Annotated in this window: 13 protein-coding genes; 10 read left to right on the top strand and 3 right to left on the bottom strand. The window is 70.9% G+C overall.

All coding sequences use genetic code 11. From position 1 onward, the window contains the following. Positions 1-172 precede the first annotated feature (172 nt). From FLX08_RS05205 to FLX08_RS05190, 4 genes are all read left to right on the top strand, one after another. Positions 173-1,429, top strand: a complete 1,257-nt coding sequence (locus FLX08_RS05205) for a hypothetical protein (RefSeq protein ID WP_142617028.1) — start codon at positions 173-175, stop codon at positions 1,427-1,429. 280 nt (positions 1,430-1,709) lie between these two features. Beyond that, positions 1,710-2,144, top strand: coding sequence for a dihydrofolate reductase family protein (locus tag FLX08_RS05200; RefSeq protein ID WP_142617027.1), 435 nt, complete (start codon positions 1,710-1,712; stop codon positions 2,142-2,144). 172 nt (positions 2,145-2,316) lie between these two features. Next, on the top strand, positions 2,317-2,835 hold the full coding sequence (locus tag FLX08_RS05195) for an ATP-binding protein (RefSeq protein ID WP_244312426.1): 519 nt from the start codon (positions 2,317-2,319) through the stop codon (positions 2,833-2,835). A gap of 243 nt (positions 2,836-3,078) precedes the next feature. Continuing rightward, a complete protein-coding gene (locus tag FLX08_RS05190) occupies positions 3,079-4,158 on the top strand; it encodes a sulfotransferase family protein (protein WP_142617026.1) in 1,080 nt (359 codons plus the stop codon). Positions 4,159-4,202: 44 nt separating this feature from the next. Here FLX08_RS05190 and FLX08_RS05185 read toward each other — a convergent pair whose 3' ends face one another. After that, entirely contained in the window at positions 4,203-5,078 is an 876-nt protein-coding gene (locus tag FLX08_RS05185) for a hypothetical protein (RefSeq protein ID WP_142617025.1), read from the bottom strand. 290 nt (positions 5,079-5,368) lie between these two features. Here FLX08_RS05185 and FLX08_RS05180 point away from each other — a divergent pair, with 290 nt between their 5' ends. Together FLX08_RS05180 and gndA are read left to right on the top strand one after the other, a co-directional pair. Next, on the top strand, positions 5,369-6,631 hold the full coding sequence (locus FLX08_RS05180) for a TIGR03118 family protein (RefSeq protein ID WP_142617024.1): 1,263 nt from the start codon (positions 5,369-5,371) through the stop codon (positions 6,629-6,631). A 147-nt stretch (positions 6,632-6,778) separates the two neighbouring features. Then, entirely contained in the window at positions 6,779-8,200 is a 1,422-nt protein-coding gene (gene gndA, locus FLX08_RS05175; RefSeq protein ID WP_142617023.1) for an NADP-dependent phosphogluconate dehydrogenase, read from the top strand. 95 nt (positions 8,201-8,295) lie between these two features. Here gndA and FLX08_RS05170 read toward each other — a convergent pair whose 3' ends face one another. Beyond that, positions 8,296-9,894, bottom strand: a complete 1,599-nt coding sequence (locus tag FLX08_RS05170) for an MDR family MFS transporter (RefSeq protein ID WP_142617022.1) — start codon at positions 9,892-9,894, stop codon at positions 8,296-8,298. Positions 9,895-9,998: 104 nt separating this feature from the next. Between FLX08_RS05170 and FLX08_RS05165 the strand changes: the two genes are divergently transcribed. The 3 genes from FLX08_RS05165 to FLX08_RS05155 all read left to right on the top strand — a co-directional run bounded on the left by FLX08_RS05165 (position 9,999) and on the right by FLX08_RS05155 (position 11,888). Beyond that, positions 9,999-10,559 (top strand): TetR/AcrR family transcriptional regulator, encoded by a 561-nt coding sequence (locus FLX08_RS05165; RefSeq protein WP_142617021.1) that lies wholly within the window; start codon positions 9,999-10,001, stop codon positions 10,557-10,559. Positions 10,560-10,586: 27 nt separating this feature from the next. After that, the gene (locus tag FLX08_RS05160) at positions 10,587-10,988 is read left to right on the top strand and encodes a nitroreductase family deazaflavin-dependent oxidoreductase (RefSeq protein ID WP_142617020.1); all 402 of its coding nucleotides are present in this window, start codon (positions 10,587-10,589) and stop codon (positions 10,986-10,988) included. 204 nt (positions 10,989-11,192) lie between these two features. Further along, positions 11,193-11,888 carry a rhomboid family intramembrane serine protease gene (locus FLX08_RS05155; protein ID WP_208761268.1) on the top strand — a complete coding sequence of 232 codons (696 nt, stop codon included), beginning with the start codon at positions 11,193-11,195 and terminating at the stop codon, positions 11,886-11,888. A 10-nt stretch (positions 11,889-11,898) separates the two neighbouring features. Here the strand turns inward: FLX08_RS05155 and FLX08_RS05150 are convergent, their stop codons facing one another. After that, a complete protein-coding gene (locus tag FLX08_RS05150; protein WP_142617019.1) occupies positions 11,899-13,047 on the bottom strand; it encodes a sensor histidine kinase in 1,149 nt (382 codons plus the stop codon). 138 nt (positions 13,048-13,185) lie between these two features. On the opposite strand from FLX08_RS05150, the gene FLX08_RS05145 reads away from it, so the two are divergent. After that, entirely contained in the window at positions 13,186-15,687 is a 2,502-nt protein-coding gene (locus FLX08_RS05145) for a DEAD/DEAH box helicase (protein ID WP_142617106.1), read from the top strand. Positions 15,688-15,724 lie beyond the last annotated feature (37 nt).

Genomic DNA, 15,724 nt, shown 5'->3' with positions numbered 1-15,724 from the left:
GCTGCTCGCCGGTACGTAGCGGTCACCGGCCGGTCAATGTCCCGCCGCGGCCACACTCCCGTTGAACCCGCGGCGACGGCGTGTTCACGGAGAGCCGTGTTTGGCACCAAAGGGCGGCGCGATTCTGGAATGATCTCGAGGAAAACCATCGGACGTCGAGAGACCGTGACTGATGCCCCCCATTGACCAAATCACCGCCTTCGTATCGGCCAATCCGGTCGAAACGATCATCATCAGCGTCATCGCCCTGGTCTTACTGGTCCTTGCCTTCTTCGCCCTGCGCGCCCTGATCCGTCTGTTCCGCCGCTGGGCGGCCGGCCGGCCCACCGAGGACGTTCTCACGATCGTCGCCGCCAGCATCGCCACGGGCGTCTCCGCCCAGGGCATGTGGCGCTTCTCCGGCGACGTCCTCGGATTCGACGGGCCGCTGCGGCTCCTGCTGTTCGCCTTCATCGAGGTCGCCGTCATCACCAGCGCCGTACGAGCGCGCCGCAACATGCGGGAGAACTACTCGGCCGGCATCGACGGCCTTGCCGTGTGGGTGCTGACGTGCCTGTCGGCCGTCCTGTCGAGCATGGACGCCCGCAGCGTCGCCGAGGCCGTCTTCCGTCTCGCCGCCCCGCTCGTCGCCGCCTGGCTGTGGGAGCGCGGCATGGCCATCGAACGGGTCCGCATCACCGGCCGGGGCCGCATCAACTGGCGGCTCACCCCGGAGCGCATTCTGGTCAGGGTCGGCCTGGCCGAGGCGAGCGACCGCACGGCGAGCGAGGTGGACGCCCACCGCAGGCTGACCAGGGTGGCGCTGGCGGCCAAGCGGGTCCGTGCGCTGCGCGAGGCCGGGGCGTCCGGCCGCAAGCTGCGCGTCGCGATGGCCAAGCTCGACAAGGCGATGGACCAGGCCGTGGAATACACCGGCCTGGCCGTGGACGAGAAGCGGCAGGAGGCCCTGCTGTCCCAGATCGGCGCGCTCTACAACACCTCCGCGCTGATCGACCTCGCTCCGCCGGTCCCCTGGGCGCCCGAGCCCGAGCAGCCCGTTCCCCCGGCGCTGCCCGCCCCCACCATCGCCGAGCTGATCGACGACGAGGAAGAGGACATCCCGGCCGAGCCGGCGCCGCCCGTCGTCGACACCGCCCAGCGCGCGGCCCAGCTCCGGGCCGCCCGGCAGTATTGGGACCAGCAGATCGCCCGCAAGTACGTCCCCCGGGCCGCCGACATCGCGCAGGAGGTGGGCATCCCCCTCATGGTGGCGAAGGAGTGGCGGGCGCTGTGGAAGCTCGAACCACAGGCGTACGCGCTGATCGAGGCGGCGTTCCGGGAGCACGGGATCGTCGACACCGGAACGTTCCCGGCCATCGAGGTGCCCGAGCGCGAGCGCGTGCTCGTCGTGAACGGCTCCGCCCCGGGGTCGGCGGCGCACGACTCCTGATGCAGGCCCTGACGCGGACCCTGACCCGGACTCTCACGCGGAGAGCCACGCGCGGCTCCTGACAGAGAGAGCGCCGCGCGGCTCCCGACGGAAGCGGGGCGGCGGGACCGGACGAACCGGTCCCGCCGCCCCGTCGCTTTCCCCCGCCGGAGGTGATCGCACGGCGACCGCCTCCGAGACACCTCGCGTACGGTGACCCGTCCCGCCACGCGAACCTGATCAAGATCAGATTGTGTGCGGTTTCCGCAAAACGTATCGCGGGGCCCGCAATCAGGCGATCATGGAGCCCGCGACGACCGGAGGGCGCCGTCCGTCACCGGGCCGGCGGCACGACCAGTGCGGCACCGTCTCCGCCGCCTACGCGATCGACCACTGGACCGGCCACGAGGAGAACCCCATGCGCAAGGTCGTGCTCTATCACCTGATGTCGCTCGACGGCGTCGCCTACGAGGACGGCGACTGGCTCGCCGACGACGGCCCCCAGCTGGTCGCCTACCTCGGCCGGGTCATCGCGACTCAGGACGACGTCCTGCTGGGACGCGGGACCTACGACTACTGGGCCGGATATTGGCCCACATCGGACTTTCAGCCGTTCGCCGGCTTCATCAACGGCACCCGCAAGCACGTCGTCACCTCCAGCGCACCCACGCAGGATTGGGCGAACACCAGCGTGGTCACGACCCCCGCGTACGACTACGTGACCGCCCTGAAGTAGGGGCCTCCGGTAGCTGTCGCCGCCCTGCGCCACACAGCCCGCCCCACCGAGCCGTTCGCCCCGCACATGTCGAGAGGGCGGGGTGCTTTTCCGGCATAGCGGGGCAAGGACACTCCTACTTTCCCGTGACATCGCGGGCGCGGGCGCGGACGTCCTCTCCTGCGGCGGCCACATGGTCACGCGTTGGGAGGAGCTCATGGAGATCTCGGGGGACGGCGCGGGGAACCGCGTGGCCCGGCTCGCGGGTGGGCGGGACCAGGTGGGGCGGGCACGCAGGCTCGTGTCCGCCGCGCTCGGGCGCGGACATCCCCGGCATGACGACTGCGTGCTGCTGACCAGCGAGATCGCGACGAACGCGGTCGTCCACTCGCGATCGGGGGACGGCGGCACCTTCACCGTCACCGTCTCGCGCCTGCCCGACCGCGTGCGGATCTGTGTGGAGGACGACGGGTCGGCCGCGCCGCCGTGCGCCGGCCATCCGCTCCCCAACGGGTCGAGCCAGGGCGGCCGGGGCCTGCCGCTGCTGGACCTGCTGGCCGACCGGTGGGGGCTGGTCCGCGAGGCCGGCCGCAACGAGGTGTGGTTCGAGGTCTGGTCCGACGGCGAGCGGCACGCCGCCGCGCTCACCCGTCGCCGACCGGCCGTGTGGGTGCGACCGGCCGTCGCGGCGCGCGGCGCGACCTCCGGCTGACCCGGTCCCCACCGCGTCCCACCACGTCCCACCGCGTCCCACCACGTCCCACCACGTCCCACCACGTCCCGCCGCTTCCCGGTCGCGGCCCTGCGTACCGGGCGGGGAGCCATGCGTCCAGATAGGGGCTGCGATACGGCATTGCCACCCGTTTCGGGTGGTACTACACCGACGTCGGGTGATTTTTCCGGGCAAGGAAGGGGCAAAACCAATCTAATCAATCGGGAAAGTAGGAGGACTCCCATGGCCCTGCCCGACTTCCTGGTCATCGGGGTGCCGAAGGCCGGCACCACCGCCCTGCACACGGCACTGGCCCGCCATCCCCGGCTGTTCATGTCTCCCGTCAAGGAGCCGAAGTTCTTCCTCACCGACGGCCCGCCTCCGCTGAAGGGTGGGCCGGGGGACGCGGAGACCTACCGCGAGCACGTGTGGCGGCGCGCCGACTACGAGGCGCTGTTCGCGGACGCGCCGCCGCAGGCGCTGCGCGGCGAGTCCACCCCCTTCTACCTCTACGACCGGGCGGCCCAGCGGCGGATCAAGGAGGCGGTCCCGCACGCGAAACTCATCGTCTCGCTGCGCGACCCAGTGGAGCGCGCCCACTCGAACTGGACCCACCTGTGGTCGGCCGGGCTGGAGCCGATCGGCGACGTCATCGAGGCGTGCGCGGCCGAGAAACGGCGGATCGCCGACGGCTGGTCGCCGTTCTGGCACTACGTCGGCCTCGGCCGGTACGGCGAGCAGCTCGCGCACCTGTTCACGCTGTTCCCCCGCGAGCAGGTGCTGGTCTTCCGCTATCGAGACCTGGTGGACCGCCCCGCCGCCACCCTCGATCGCATCTGCGCGTTCCTCGGGGTGGAGCAGGGGCTGGTCGGCGAGGTGCCCAGGGAGAACGTCACGGCCCATCCGCGGCACAACCGCAGGCACCGCCTCCTGGCCCGGCTCGCCCGGTTCGGCGATCCGGTGCTGGGCCAGCGGCTCACCGCGCCGCTGGAACGGGTGCTGCAGCGCGACGGCCAGCCCCGGCGGCCGCTCACCTGGGCGCAGCGCCAGGAACTGCTCGCCTATTTCGCCGCCGACATCGCGCTGCTGCGCGACGTGCTCGGCCGCGACTCCGGCGACGACTCCGGCGACGACTCCGGGGACGACTCCGGGGACGACTTCGGCGACTGGCTGCGCCCCCGGGAGCGCTCGGGCGGCCTGGTCGGAGCCCGCCCCTCCGGCCAGCGGCAGGCTCGCAACGGCCGCGTCAGGAACACCCCCGATCCGGCCGTCCGGCCACAGGGCATGAACGGCCCGCCTGGAGGCGATCCCATGGGGGCGTGACCCCCGCCCGGGGCCCCGGGCGCCGTAACCGCCCGCCGGAGCGATCAGTGCAGCTCGGTGCGCAGCTCGTGGGCCCCGTCGACGCGGGTCAGCTCGTAGTAGAGGCGGTGGCCCCCCGCCACGGGCACGATCGACAGATAGCGCAGTCCTCCCCCGGCGTGCTCCGACTGGGCGACGGGGGCGGTTCCGGTGGCGGTGAGCGTGGACGGGTCGGGGCCGATGGCCACGCCGGTGCGCTCCTCGTAGTTCTCCTCCGCCGACGCGCGGCCGTCGTAGTAGGCGATGACGGTCCCGCCGCTGAACGTGACCGCGCTCACCCGCACGCCGCGCGAGTCCCACTCGCCGGGCCGCCGGTCGAGCGCGGTCCCCTGCCAGGTCCACTCGACGCCGTCGGTGCTGGTGGCGTACTCGGTCACCATCTGGTCGGCCTCGTCGGGGTCCTCCAGGGGGTGGCAGGACGCCCACAGGTGCCACACGCCGCCGTGGTGGAGGATCACGGGGTCCTTCACACCGGTCTTGAGGTCGCCGGGCAGCACCACCCGCGCGTCGGCGGGGTCGAACTCCGCGGGCCCGGCGGCCTCGATCATCTCGACCCGCCAGTGCTTGGTGCCGTACGTGGCGCAGCTCAGGTAAAGGCGCCACCTGCCCTCCGGCGTCACCACGAGGGTCGGGCGCTCCAGCGACTCGGTCTTCATCTCGTCTTTGGTGATGGTGAGGATCTTCTCGAACCGCTCCCCGTCGGCCGAGCGGGCGATCTCCACGGCGTACCCCCGCCCATCACCGAGCGGCCGGCGCAGCCGGTAGGCCAGGTAAATCCATCCGTCCCTGGCCACGGCACTGGGCGCACCCGCCCAGAATCCGGGCCCGTCTCCGGGCGGAGGAACCGCGACGACTGACCGTTCCGGCTTCGGTGCGAACACGTCTCTTCTCCGTACTGAGCGACGACGGTGGACGGGGCCGGCTCGGCACCGGCCCTTCTTGGCTGTAGTGAATTACCAGCGGGCTGGCGCGAGGCCAAGTGTCCTCGCCATCGGACGACCATGTCTATACAAAACCCGCTTGCTTTGCGGGTTTTGTCAGGATAGGGCAAACCTGCCACTGCCCGCGCCCGCTACCTGCGGAAAAGTCGGGTGAACCCGGAACGGGACGGCGGCGTATCTCCGGGCGTAAGGGCATGCCGACACAGTTCTGACCACTCTCAGGAGGCCCCATGCGGGCACGTATCGTCACGCTCTGCGCCGCGCCGCTCGCGCTGGCGCTGGCCGGAGCGGCACCGGCCCACCCCGCTTCGTCCCTCCACGCGTCCCACGCCCCCCAGGCCCCCCACGCCTCCCGCTCCGGGCAGGGCTCCGGCCACCAGGTCCACACCGCGGCGAACCGGTCCGGGAGCACGGCGCGCACCCCCGCCCGGTTCGCCCGGGTCGACCTGGTCTCCGACGTGGCGGGCAGGGCGGCGCTCACCGACCCCGAACTGGTCAACCCCTGGGGCCTCGCGATGGGCGCCACCCTCTGGGTGTCCAACGCGGGGACCGGCACCGCGACCGTCTACACGGGAGGCGCGGGTACGGCCAGGAAGGCCCCCACCACGGTGGCGATCCCCGGCGGCACCCCGACCGGCCAGGTGGCGTACACGGGCGACGCCTTCACGATCAAGGGAAAGGCCGGCACCGCGCCCGCCTCGTTCATCTTCTCCAGCCCCAGCGGCGCCATCACCGCCTGGAGCGCCAAGGCCGATCCGCGCAGCGCGGTCATCGCCGCGTTCACGCGCGGCGCCGACTACAAGGGTCTGGCGCTGATGAACACCGACCGGGGCACTTTTCTGCTCGCGCCCTCCTTCTCCCACGGCGCCCTCCACGTATTCGACGACGACTTCCGGCGGGTGCGGCTGTCGCGCCGCGCGTTCCGCGACCCGTTCCTCCCCGCGCACTACTCCCCCTTCAACGTCGAGATCGCCGGGACCTCGGTCGTCGTCGCGTACGCCAAGCGGGACCCCGCGACCGGCAGGCCGGTGGCGGGCCGGGGCAACGGGTTCGTCAGCCAGTTCACCGCGAGCGGCCGCTTCGTGCGGCGTCTCGCCTCCCGCGGCCCGCTGAACGCGCCGTGGGCGCTGACGCTCGCCCCCGCCGGGTTCGGCGCGTACGCCGGTGCGCTGCTGGTGGGCAACTTCGGCGACGGATGGATCAACGCGTACAACCCGAGGACCGGCCGCTACCTCGGCCCGCTGCGCGGGGCGGACGGCAGGGCGATCGCGGTCGAGGGGCTGTGGGATCTCGAACCCGGCACGGCGGCCAACGGCGGCGCCGACGCCGTGTGGTTCTCGGCCGGCATCTCGGGGGCGCGGCACGGGTTGCTCGGCCTGATCCGCCCGGCCGCGGGCGCCGCCTCGCCCAGGCCGACGTCCAGGCCGGCGCCCACGACCTCGGCCAGACCGGCGCCGTCACACTCCCATCCGTCCGGCGGCTACGGCTACTGAGCATCCACTGACCGGCCACTAAGCATCCACTGAGCGGCCACGAATCGGCACAGATCGACCACCGAGCGGTCACCCGCGGCGGACCGGCCCGGGACACACCCACCCGCGCCGGTCGCCCACACCCCGGGGAGCGGTATGACTGTAGACATGGACAAGGCAGACATCGGAGTGACGGGCCTGGCGACCATGGGCCGCAACCTCGCCCGGAACTTCGCCCACCACGGTTACGTGGTCGCGGTGCACAACCGCACGGAGAGCCGTACGACCCGGTTCATGGAGGAGCACCGCGACGAGGGCGCGTTCCTGCCGGCGGGCACGATCGAGGAGTTCGTGGCCTCCCTCGAACGGCCTCGCAAGGCGATCATCATGGTCAAGGCCGGGGCGCCCACCGACGCCGTGATCGAGGAGCTCGCCGCCGTCATGGAGCCGGGTGACATGATCATCGACGGCGGCAACGCCCACTATCTGGACACCCGCCGCCGGGAGGCCGCGCTGCGCGAGCGGGGCATCCACTTCGTCGGCACCGGCATCTCGGGCGGCGAGGAGGGCGCGCTCAACGGCCCGAGCATCATGCCCGGCGGCGACGCCGCGGCGTACGAGACCCTCGGCCCCCTGCTCGAGGACATCGCGGCGAAGGTCGACGGGGTGCCGTGCTGCGTGCACGTGGGCCCCGACGGCGCGGGCCACTTCGTCAAGATGGTGCACAACGGCATCGAGTATGCCGACATGCAGCTCATCGCGGAGTCGTACGACCTGCTCCGGCAGGCTCTCGGGCTCACCCCGAAGGAGCTGTCCGACGTCTTCCGCGAGTGGAACCGGGGCGACCTGGAGTCGTACCTGATCGAGATCACCGCCGAGGTGCTCGGCCACACCGACGCCGCCACGGGCAAGCCGTTCGTGGACGTCGTGCAGGACCAGGCCGAGCAGAAGGGCACCGGCCGCTGGACCGTGCAGAGCGCGCTCGACCTCGGCGTCCCGGTCACCGGCATCGCCGAGGCGGTGTTCGCCCGGGCCCTGTCGGGCCACCCCGAGCAGCGGGCCGCCGCCCGTTCGCTCACCGGCCCCTCGGGGACGGCCGGCGACTCCGGCCTCGTCGAGGACGTGCGGCGGGCGCTGTACGCCTCCAAGATCGTGGCGTACGCCCAGGGGTTCGACCAGATGGCCGCCGCGAGCGCGGAGTATGGCTGGGACCTGAACCTGGGCGCGATGGCCACGATCTGGCGCGGCGGCTGCATCATCCGGGCGCGCTTCCTCGACCGGATCCGGGCGGCGTACGATGCGGACCCGAATCTGCCGACGCTGCTGGTGGACCCGACGTTCGCCCAGGCCCTGGACGAGGCCCAGGAGTCGTGGCGACGGGTCGTGGCGACGGCGGCGACGATCGGGGTGCCCACGCCGGGCTTCTCCTCGGCGCTGGCCTACTATGACGGGCTGCGCCGCGACCGGCTCCCCGCCGCGCTGCTGCAGGGGCTGCGCGACTTCTTCGGCGCGCACACCTACCGGAGGGTCGACCGGGAGGGTTCCTTCCACACCGACTGGTCGGGCGACCGGGCCGAGCGGCCCGCCTGATCCGCCCGCAGAACGCGATACGGCGCACGTCCGCGCGGGGACGTGCGCCGTATCGGCTCCGGATCAGGCCACCGGATCAGGTCATCCGGATCGGGTCACTCGAAGGCGGCGGCCGCCATCGGCTCCGCCTTCTCGCCGGGGGCGGCGCCGGGAGCGCCGCTGCGCAGCGGAACGTGCTTGATGAAGGCCGCCATCACCGGGACGACAGCGGCGAACACGACCGACCACAGGAAGACCGTTCCGATCGTGTTGGCGAGCGCCTCCAGGAAGCCCGCCTTGATCGTCGGCGGGAGAGCGTCGAGCACCTTGTGGTCGACGGTCCCGCTGCCGGAGCCCGCCAGGGCGGCGCCCTTCGGGCCGAGCTTGGCGGTGATCTCGTCGACCAGCCGGCTGTTGAAGATGGCGCCGAACAGCGAGATGCCGAACGAACCGCCGATGGAGCGGAAGAACGTCGAGGCGCTGCTGGCGACGCCGATGTCCTTCTGCTCGACGCTGTTCTGCGCGATCAGCATGGTCGTCTGCATCAGGAAGCCCATGCCGAGGCCGAGGACGGCGATGTAGACGCCGGTCCGCCAGGCGGGGGTGTGGACGTCCTGCGTCGACAGCAGCCACATCGCGATGGCCATGATCACGCCACCGATCACCGGGTAGCTCTTGTACTTGCCCGTCTTGGTGATCGCCCGGCCGACGAACAGCGACACGACCATGGACGAGGCCATCATCGGCAGCAGGAGAAGCCCGGAGTTGGTGGCCGTCGAGCCCTGCACGATCTGCTGGAACATCGGCAGGAAGGTGATCGCGCCGAACATCGCGAAACCGAGCAGGAAGCCGAGCAGGTTGATCAGCGTGAAGTTCCGGTTGGCGAACACGTGCAGCGGCAGGATCGGCTCCGCCGCCTTGCGCTCGATCGGGACGAACACCGCCAGCGCGACGACCGCCAGCGCGGCCAGCCCCAGGATCTGCCAGGAGCCCCAGGGGTATCCGTGCTCCTGACCGCCCCACGAGGTGATCAGCACGATCGCCGTGATCGCCACGGTGAGGACCGCCGCGCCGAGCCAGTCGATGCGGTGCTCGGTGCGGTGCCGGGGCAGGTGCAGCTTGAGGACCAGCCAGAGCAGCGCCACGCCGCCGAGCGGGAGGTTCACGTAGAACGCCCAGCGCCAGTTGAGGTTGTCGGTGATGAAACCGCCGACGAGAGGCCCCGCGATCATGGCCAGCGACATGATCGCCGCCATGATGCCCTGGTATTGACCCCGCTCACGGGGCGGGACCAGGTCCCCGATGATCGACATCACGCCGACGATGAGCCCGCCGGCGCCGAGGCCCTGCAGCGCCCGGAAGGCGATCAGCTCGATCATGCCGTCGCCGGTGCCGCCGAACAGCGACGAGCCCGCCATGCCGCAGAGCGCGGAACCGACCAGGAAGATGACGATCGAGCTCAGGAAGATGTTCTTGCGCCCGTAGAGGTCGCCGAGCTTGCCCCAGATCGGCGTGGAGACCGTGGTGCCGAGCACGTACGCCGTGGTGACCCAGGTGAAGTAGTCCAGGCCGTTGAGTTCCCCGACGATCCTCGGCATCGCCGTACCGACGATCATGTTGTCCAGCATCGCCAGCATCATCGCCAGCATCAGACCAGGTAAAACGATCATCACTTCCCGGGACCGGCCGGGCGCGGCCGCGGTCTCCGTAGTCATGGGTGCCCCCTTTGGAGAAAATTACTTACTTGCCGACAGGCTAGTGCCCGAGGCACGGTATTGTCCTTACTTGCCGGCCGTCAAGTTAATTAGGAACCGTGGGAATGGGTGCTCAAACCGATACGCGCAGCCGCATCCAGGAGGTCGCGATCAGGCTCTTCACCGAGCAGGGGTACGAGGCGACGTCGCTCCGGGAGATAGCCGAGGCCCTCGGCGTGACCAAAGCGGCACTCTACTACCACTTCCGCACCAAGGAAGACATCGTCGCCAGCCTGATCGAAGACCGCGTCAAGGCGCTGGACGAGCTGATCGCATGGGCGAACGGGCACCCCCGCACCCCGGAGATCCGGGGGGAGCTCATCCGCCGCTACTCGGCGCAGATGACCGACGGACGCCACCACGAGATCATGCAGTTCATGGACCGCAACAAGACGGCGCTGCAGGGCCACGCCCAGGTCGACCTGATGCGCGAGCGCATGGGCGAGCTGATGCGGGCGCTGTGCGGCCCGGACGACCCGCTGCCGGTCCGGCTGCGGCGCTCGATGGCGCTGTTCGCGATGCACGCGGCCTGGTTCTTCATCCGCGACGAATCCTCCACCGAGGAGGAGCGGACCGCGGCGGGGCTGCAGGTCGCCCTGGAATTGGCCGACGCCTCGGGTAGTTGATCCCGCTCTGATGGGAAGGTGATCGACATGCTCTTCGGACAGGAACACGTCAAGCGTTACATCGAGACCGACGGCGAGGAAGGCCACGACTGGCAGGGCACCACGGTGGCCATCCTCACCACCAAGGGCCGCAAGTCGGGCCTGCCTCGTAGCACTCCTTTGATCTATCAGCCGTACGGCGACGCCTATCTGGTGGTGGCCTCCAAGGGCGGGGCCCCCGAGCACCCGCTCTGGTATCGCAACCTCCAGGCCGAGCCCGAGGTGGAGTTCCAGATCAAGGGGGACAGGTTCAAGGCGCACGCCCGTACGGCGACCCCCGAGGAACGCCCGGACATGTGGCGGACGATGACCGCCACCTGGCCCGCGTACGACGAGTACGTCACCAAGACCGACCGGGAGATCCCGATCGTCGTCATCGAACGCGTGTAGCCGGCGGGGGCGGGCCGGGCGGCCGGCGGTCAGGAACCGCCCGGCTCCCGGCTCGCCCCGTCGCCCGCACGCCGCTGACCGTGCGGGGCAGCCGCACCCTCTGGGCGGCCCGCCACACTCTCCTGCCTGCCCCGCGAACCCAGTGACTCGTGCGGCCGTCGGCGGTATCTTTCCCGCGTGATCCTCAGTGACGGGGGAGGTTCCGTGAGCGACGGCCGCACCGCCGAAATCATGATCGCCGAGGCCAGGAAGGCCTTCTGGGTCATGGTCGGCTTCCTGGCGCTGATCTGGGTCGTGCAGGTGGCCAACTGGGCCTCGGCCTACTCGCTCAGCTACAGCTACGGAATCAGGCCATGGGACCTCGGGCGGCTGCCCGGGATCGTGTCCGCGCCGCTCCTCCACTGGAGCTGGGAGCACATCGAGGGCAACTCCGGGCCGCTGTTCATCTTCGGGTTCCTCGCGGCCTACCGGGGCGTGCGGCGCTTCCTCGGCGTGACCGCGCTGATCGCCGTCGCCAGCGGGCTCGGCTCGTGGTTCACCGCCGACTCCTCCACGGTCGGCGCGGGCGCGAGCGGGCTGGTGTTCGGCTACTTCGGGTACGTGCTCGTGCGCGGAGCCTTCGACCGGCACCTGATCGACATCGTCATCGGCCTGGTCATGGGCCTGTGCTTCGCCTACCAGTTCGCCGGGCTGCTGCCGGCCGAAGGCATCGGCTGGCAGGCCCACGTCTTCGGCTTCGCGGGCGGCATCCTCGGCGGCTACCTGTTCCGCGACCGGCGGGCCAAGGGCACCAGCGCGGGCACGGGCACGGGCACGACCGGGAGCGGGTCCACCGGCACGCCCGCCCCGCCCGGCTCCAGGGCGGCCCTGCTCAAGGAGATCGAAGACCTCGGCCTGTGACGCGTACGGGTCAGGCCTCGCACGGCTCGGGCGGGTGGAAGGGGATGGTGGCGGTGAGCGCGAACCCACCCTCGCGGGTCGGGCCGTACGTGAGCCGCCCGCCCAGCTGGGCGACCCGCTCACGCAGGCCCGGCAGCCCGTAGCCGCCCCCGGCGTCGGCCGGCACCCGGACCGGCACCGCCCGGCCCTTGCCGCTGTTGACGACCGACACGTTCAGCACGCCGCCGTGGGCCTCGCAGACCACGTGCACGTCGGCCCCGGGCGCGTGTTTGCGCACGTTGTTGAGGCCCTCCTGGACGACGCGGTAGCAGGCGTGGCCCGTCTGCCGCGACAGCGTCTCCTCCGGCACGTCGTAGTGCAGGGCGACGCGCAGGCCGGTGGCCCTGCACTCCTCGACCAGGCGGGGTATCCCCTCGACGCTCTCCGCCGAGGGCGGCAGGTCCCTGCGCCGCAGCGCCGTGAGCAGCTCGCGCAGCTCGGTCAGCGCCCGCACGCCCTTGTCCTCGATGTTCCTGGCCAGCTTGCGGATCTCCTCCAGTTCGTCGGTGTCCTGGATGAGACCGGCGTTCAGCACCATCACGGTCACCGCGTGCGTCACCGTGTCGTGCAGCTCACCGGCGATGCGGCGGCGTTCCTGGGCGGCGGCGCGCTCCTCGCGCGCCCGCACGCCCGCGCGCAGCTCCCGGATCATCGTGCGGTAGCGCCACACCCAGGTGCCCACCAGCGCTGGCAGGAAGATCAGCGTGATCGCCCGCACCGCGACGGCGACGGGCAGCCGGTCGGTGTAGGGGCTGGCCCAGTCGGCCAGCATGTAGATCCCGGCGAGCGCGGCGGCCACCCACGGCCATCGGCGCACCGTGTTGTGCGCCGTCATCGAGTACGCCGCCAGCATCAGCGGGATGGTCTCACCGGCGAGCAGGGCGCAGGCGACCGTGGCCCCGATCATCGGCCAGGCCACGCTGCGCCGCACCAGCATGGACAGGGCCGCCGCGCACACGGCGGTGACCTGCGCCCACCACGGCACGGCGAGGAACGGCAGGTCCGTGAAGGCACGGCCGAACAACACCGGCGGCAGCCCGAAGGCGAGCACCGCGACGGCGAGCAGCACGTCAGCCGCCGCATCCCGGCGCGCGGCGAGCCCGGCCCACTTCTCCCCCATACCGCTAGTTTGTGGGTTTGACCTGCGGCTTCGTGCAGCGCCACACCCCTTTGACGTAGCTGTGCCACACCTTGCCGTACGTCGGGCCGGTCGAAACAGTCATGCGTCTTGGGCAGGATAAGAGGCGTGAGCGAAAGCATGAGCCTCCTCCGCCGTCTTCCGTCCGGCCCAGAAGCCGGAGCCGACCCGGACGCGCTGTTTGACGCGTTCGCGTCCTGGAACGCCGATCGGGGGCTCACGCTCTACCCGGCACAGGAGGAGGCGCTGATCGAGGTCGTCTCCGGCAACAACGTGATCGTGTCCACGCCCACGGGCTCGGGCAAGAGCCTCGTCGCCGCCGGGGCGCACTTCGCGGCGCTGGCCCGCGACGAGATCAGCTTCTACACCGCGCCGATCAAGGCCCTGGTGTCGGAGAAGTTCTTCGACCTGTGCGCGCTGTTCGGCACGGAGAACGTCGGCATGATGACCGGCGACGCCACCGTGAACGCCGACGCGCCCGTCATCTGCTGCACCGCCGAGATCCTCGCCCAGATCGCGCTGCGCGACGGCGCGGACGCCGACGTCGGCACCGTCATCATGGACGAGTTCCACTTCTACGCCGAGCCCGACCGCGGCTGGGCCTGGCAGGTGCCGCTGCTGGAGCTGCCGCAGGCGCAGTTCGTGCTGATGTCGGCCACGCTCGGCGACGTCGAGCGCTTCCAGACCGACCTCACCCGCCGCACGGGCCGCCCCACCAGCGTGGTCAAGCACGCCGAGCGCCCGGTGCCGCTGATCTACTCCTATCGGACCACTCCCCTGCACGAGACGCTGGAGGAGCTGCTGTCCACCCAGCAGGCCCCGGTCTACGTCGTGCACTTCACCCAGGCCGCGGCGATGGAGCGGGCCCAGGCGCTCATGAGCATCAACATGTGCACCAAGGCCGAGAAGGAGGCCATCGCCGCCCTCATCGGCAACTTCCGCTTCACCACCCGCTTCGGCCGGGCCCTGTCGCGGCTCGTACGGCACGGCATCGGCGTGCACCACGCGGGCATGCTGCCGAAATATCGCCGGCTGGTGGAGCGGCTGGCCCAGGCGGGCCTGCTGAAGGTCATCTGCGGCACCGACACGCTCGGCGTGGGGGTCAACGTCCCGATCCGCACCGTGCTGTTCACGGCGCTGTCGAAGTTCGACGGCACCAAGGTGCGGCGGCTGCGGGCGCGGGAGTTCCACCAGATCGCCGGGCGGGCCGGCCGGGCCGGTTTCGACACGGTCGGATACGTCGTCTGCCAGGCGCCCGACCACGTGATCGAGAACGAGCGGGCGCTGGCGAAGATCGGCGACGACCCCAAGCGGCGCCGCGGCTACGCGCGCAAGAAGCCCCCGGAGGGGTTCGTCGGCTGGAGCGAGGACACGTTCGAGAAGCTCCAGACGGCCGAGCCGGAGCAGCTCACCTCCCGTTTCAAGGTCAGCAACGCCATGCTGCTGTCGATCATCAACCGGCCCGGCGACTGCTTCCAGGCGATGAAGCGGCTGCTCACCGACAACCACGAGGACCGCAAGGCGCAGCGCCGCCACATCAGCCACGCCATCGCGATCTACCGCTCGCTGCTGGCCGGCGGCATCGTGGAGAAGCTCGCCGAGCCCGACGAGCACGGCCGGATGGCCCGGCTCACCGTCGACCTGCAGGAGGACTTCGCGCTCAACCAGGCGCTGTCCACCTTCGCGCTGGCCTCCTTCGAGCTGCTCGACCGCGCCTCCCCGACGTACGCGCTCGACATGGTCTCGATCGTCGAGTCCACGCTCGACGACCCCCGGCAGATCCTGCACGCCCAGCTCAACAAGGCCAGGGCCGAGGCGGTCGCCCAGATGAAGGCCGACGGCATCGAGTATGAGGAGCGGATGGAGCGCCTCGCCGAGATCACCCATCCGATGCCGCTGGCCGACCTGCTCTTCGGCGCGTACGAGACCTACCGGCGCGGCCACCCGTGGGTCGGCGACCACGTCGTCAGCCCGAAGACGATCGTGCGCGACATGTACGAGCGGGCCATGACCTTCACCGAGTACATCCAGTTCTACGAGCTGGCCCGCTCGGAGGGCACGGTGCTGCGCTACCTGGCCGACGCCTACCGGACGCTGTCGAAGACGGTGCCCGAGCACCTGAAGACCGACGACCTGGTGGACCTCATCGAATGGCTCGGCGAGCTGGTGCGCCAGGTCGACTCCAGCCTGATCGACGAGTGGGAGAAGCTGGCCAACCCGGCCGAGGCGTTGGCGGCCGGGGAGGAGCTGGAGACCAAGACCCGCCCGGTCACCGCCAACGCCCGCGCCTTCCGGGTGCTGGTCCGCAACGCGATGTTCCGGCTGGTGGAGCTCGCCGCGCTCGACCGCGAGGAGGAGCTGGTCGAGCTCTACCCGGACGTCGACTGGGGCGCGGGCCTCGACGCCTACTACGAGGAGCACGACGAGATCCTCACCGGCCCCGCCGCCCGCGGCCCGGCCCTCCTGCTCATCGAGGAGGAGAAGGAGCTGTGGCGGGTGCGTCAGATCATCGACGACCCGGCCGGCAACCACGACTGGGGCATCGGCGCCGAGGTCGACCTGGCCGCCTCCGACGAGGAGGGCCACGCCGTGCTCCACGTCACCGGCCTCACCCGCCTGTGAGCCGCGCCCTTCTCCGCATCGGGCCCGCCTCCGGATC

The sequence above is a fragment of the Microbispora hainanensis genome, from assembly GCF_006874475.1.
In the GTDB taxonomy this organism is placed as follows: domain Bacteria; phylum Actinomycetota; class Actinomycetes; order Streptosporangiales; family Streptosporangiaceae; genus Microbispora; species Microbispora hainanensis.
This window is presented reverse-complemented; position numbering and strand designations above follow the sequence as displayed.

What these genes read in the sequence shown, in the direction of transcription:
- FLX08_RS05205 (WP_142617028.1), top strand. Translation starts at nt 173, where the DNA reads ATGCCCCCCATTGACCAAATCACCGCCTTCGTATCGGCCAATCCGGTC.
- FLX08_RS05200 (WP_142617027.1), top strand. Translation starts at nt 1,710, where the DNA reads ATGGAGCCCGCGACGACCGGAGGGCGCCGTCCGTCACCGGGCCGGCGG.
- FLX08_RS05195 (WP_244312426.1), top strand. Translation starts at nt 2,317, where the DNA reads ATGGTCACGCGTTGGGAGGAGCTCATGGAGATCTCGGGGGACGGCGCG.
- FLX08_RS05190 (WP_142617026.1), top strand. Translation starts at nt 3,079, where the DNA reads ATGGCCCTGCCCGACTTCCTGGTCATCGGGGTGCCGAAGGCCGGCACC.
- FLX08_RS05180 (WP_142617024.1), top strand. Translation starts at nt 5,369, where the DNA reads ATGCGGGCACGTATCGTCACGCTCTGCGCCGCGCCGCTCGCGCTGGCG.
- gndA (WP_142617023.1), top strand. Translation starts at nt 6,779, where the DNA reads ATGGACAAGGCAGACATCGGAGTGACGGGCCTGGCGACCATGGGCCGC.
- FLX08_RS05170 (WP_142617022.1), bottom strand. Translation starts at nt 9,894, where the DNA reads ATGACTACGGAGACCGCGGCCGCGCCCGGCCGGTCCCGGGAAGTGATG.
- FLX08_RS05165 (WP_142617021.1), top strand. Translation starts at nt 9,999, where the DNA reads ATGGGTGCTCAAACCGATACGCGCAGCCGCATCCAGGAGGTCGCGATC.
- FLX08_RS05160 (WP_142617020.1), top strand. Translation starts at nt 10,587, where the DNA reads ATGCTCTTCGGACAGGAACACGTCAAGCGTTACATCGAGACCGACGGC.
- FLX08_RS05150 (WP_142617019.1), bottom strand. Translation starts at nt 13,047, where the DNA reads ATGGGGGAGAAGTGGGCCGGGCTCGCCGCGCGCCGGGATGCGGCGGCT.
- FLX08_RS05145 (WP_142617106.1), top strand. Translation starts at nt 13,186, where the DNA reads ATGAGCCTCCTCCGCCGTCTTCCGTCCGGCCCAGAAGCCGGAGCCGAC.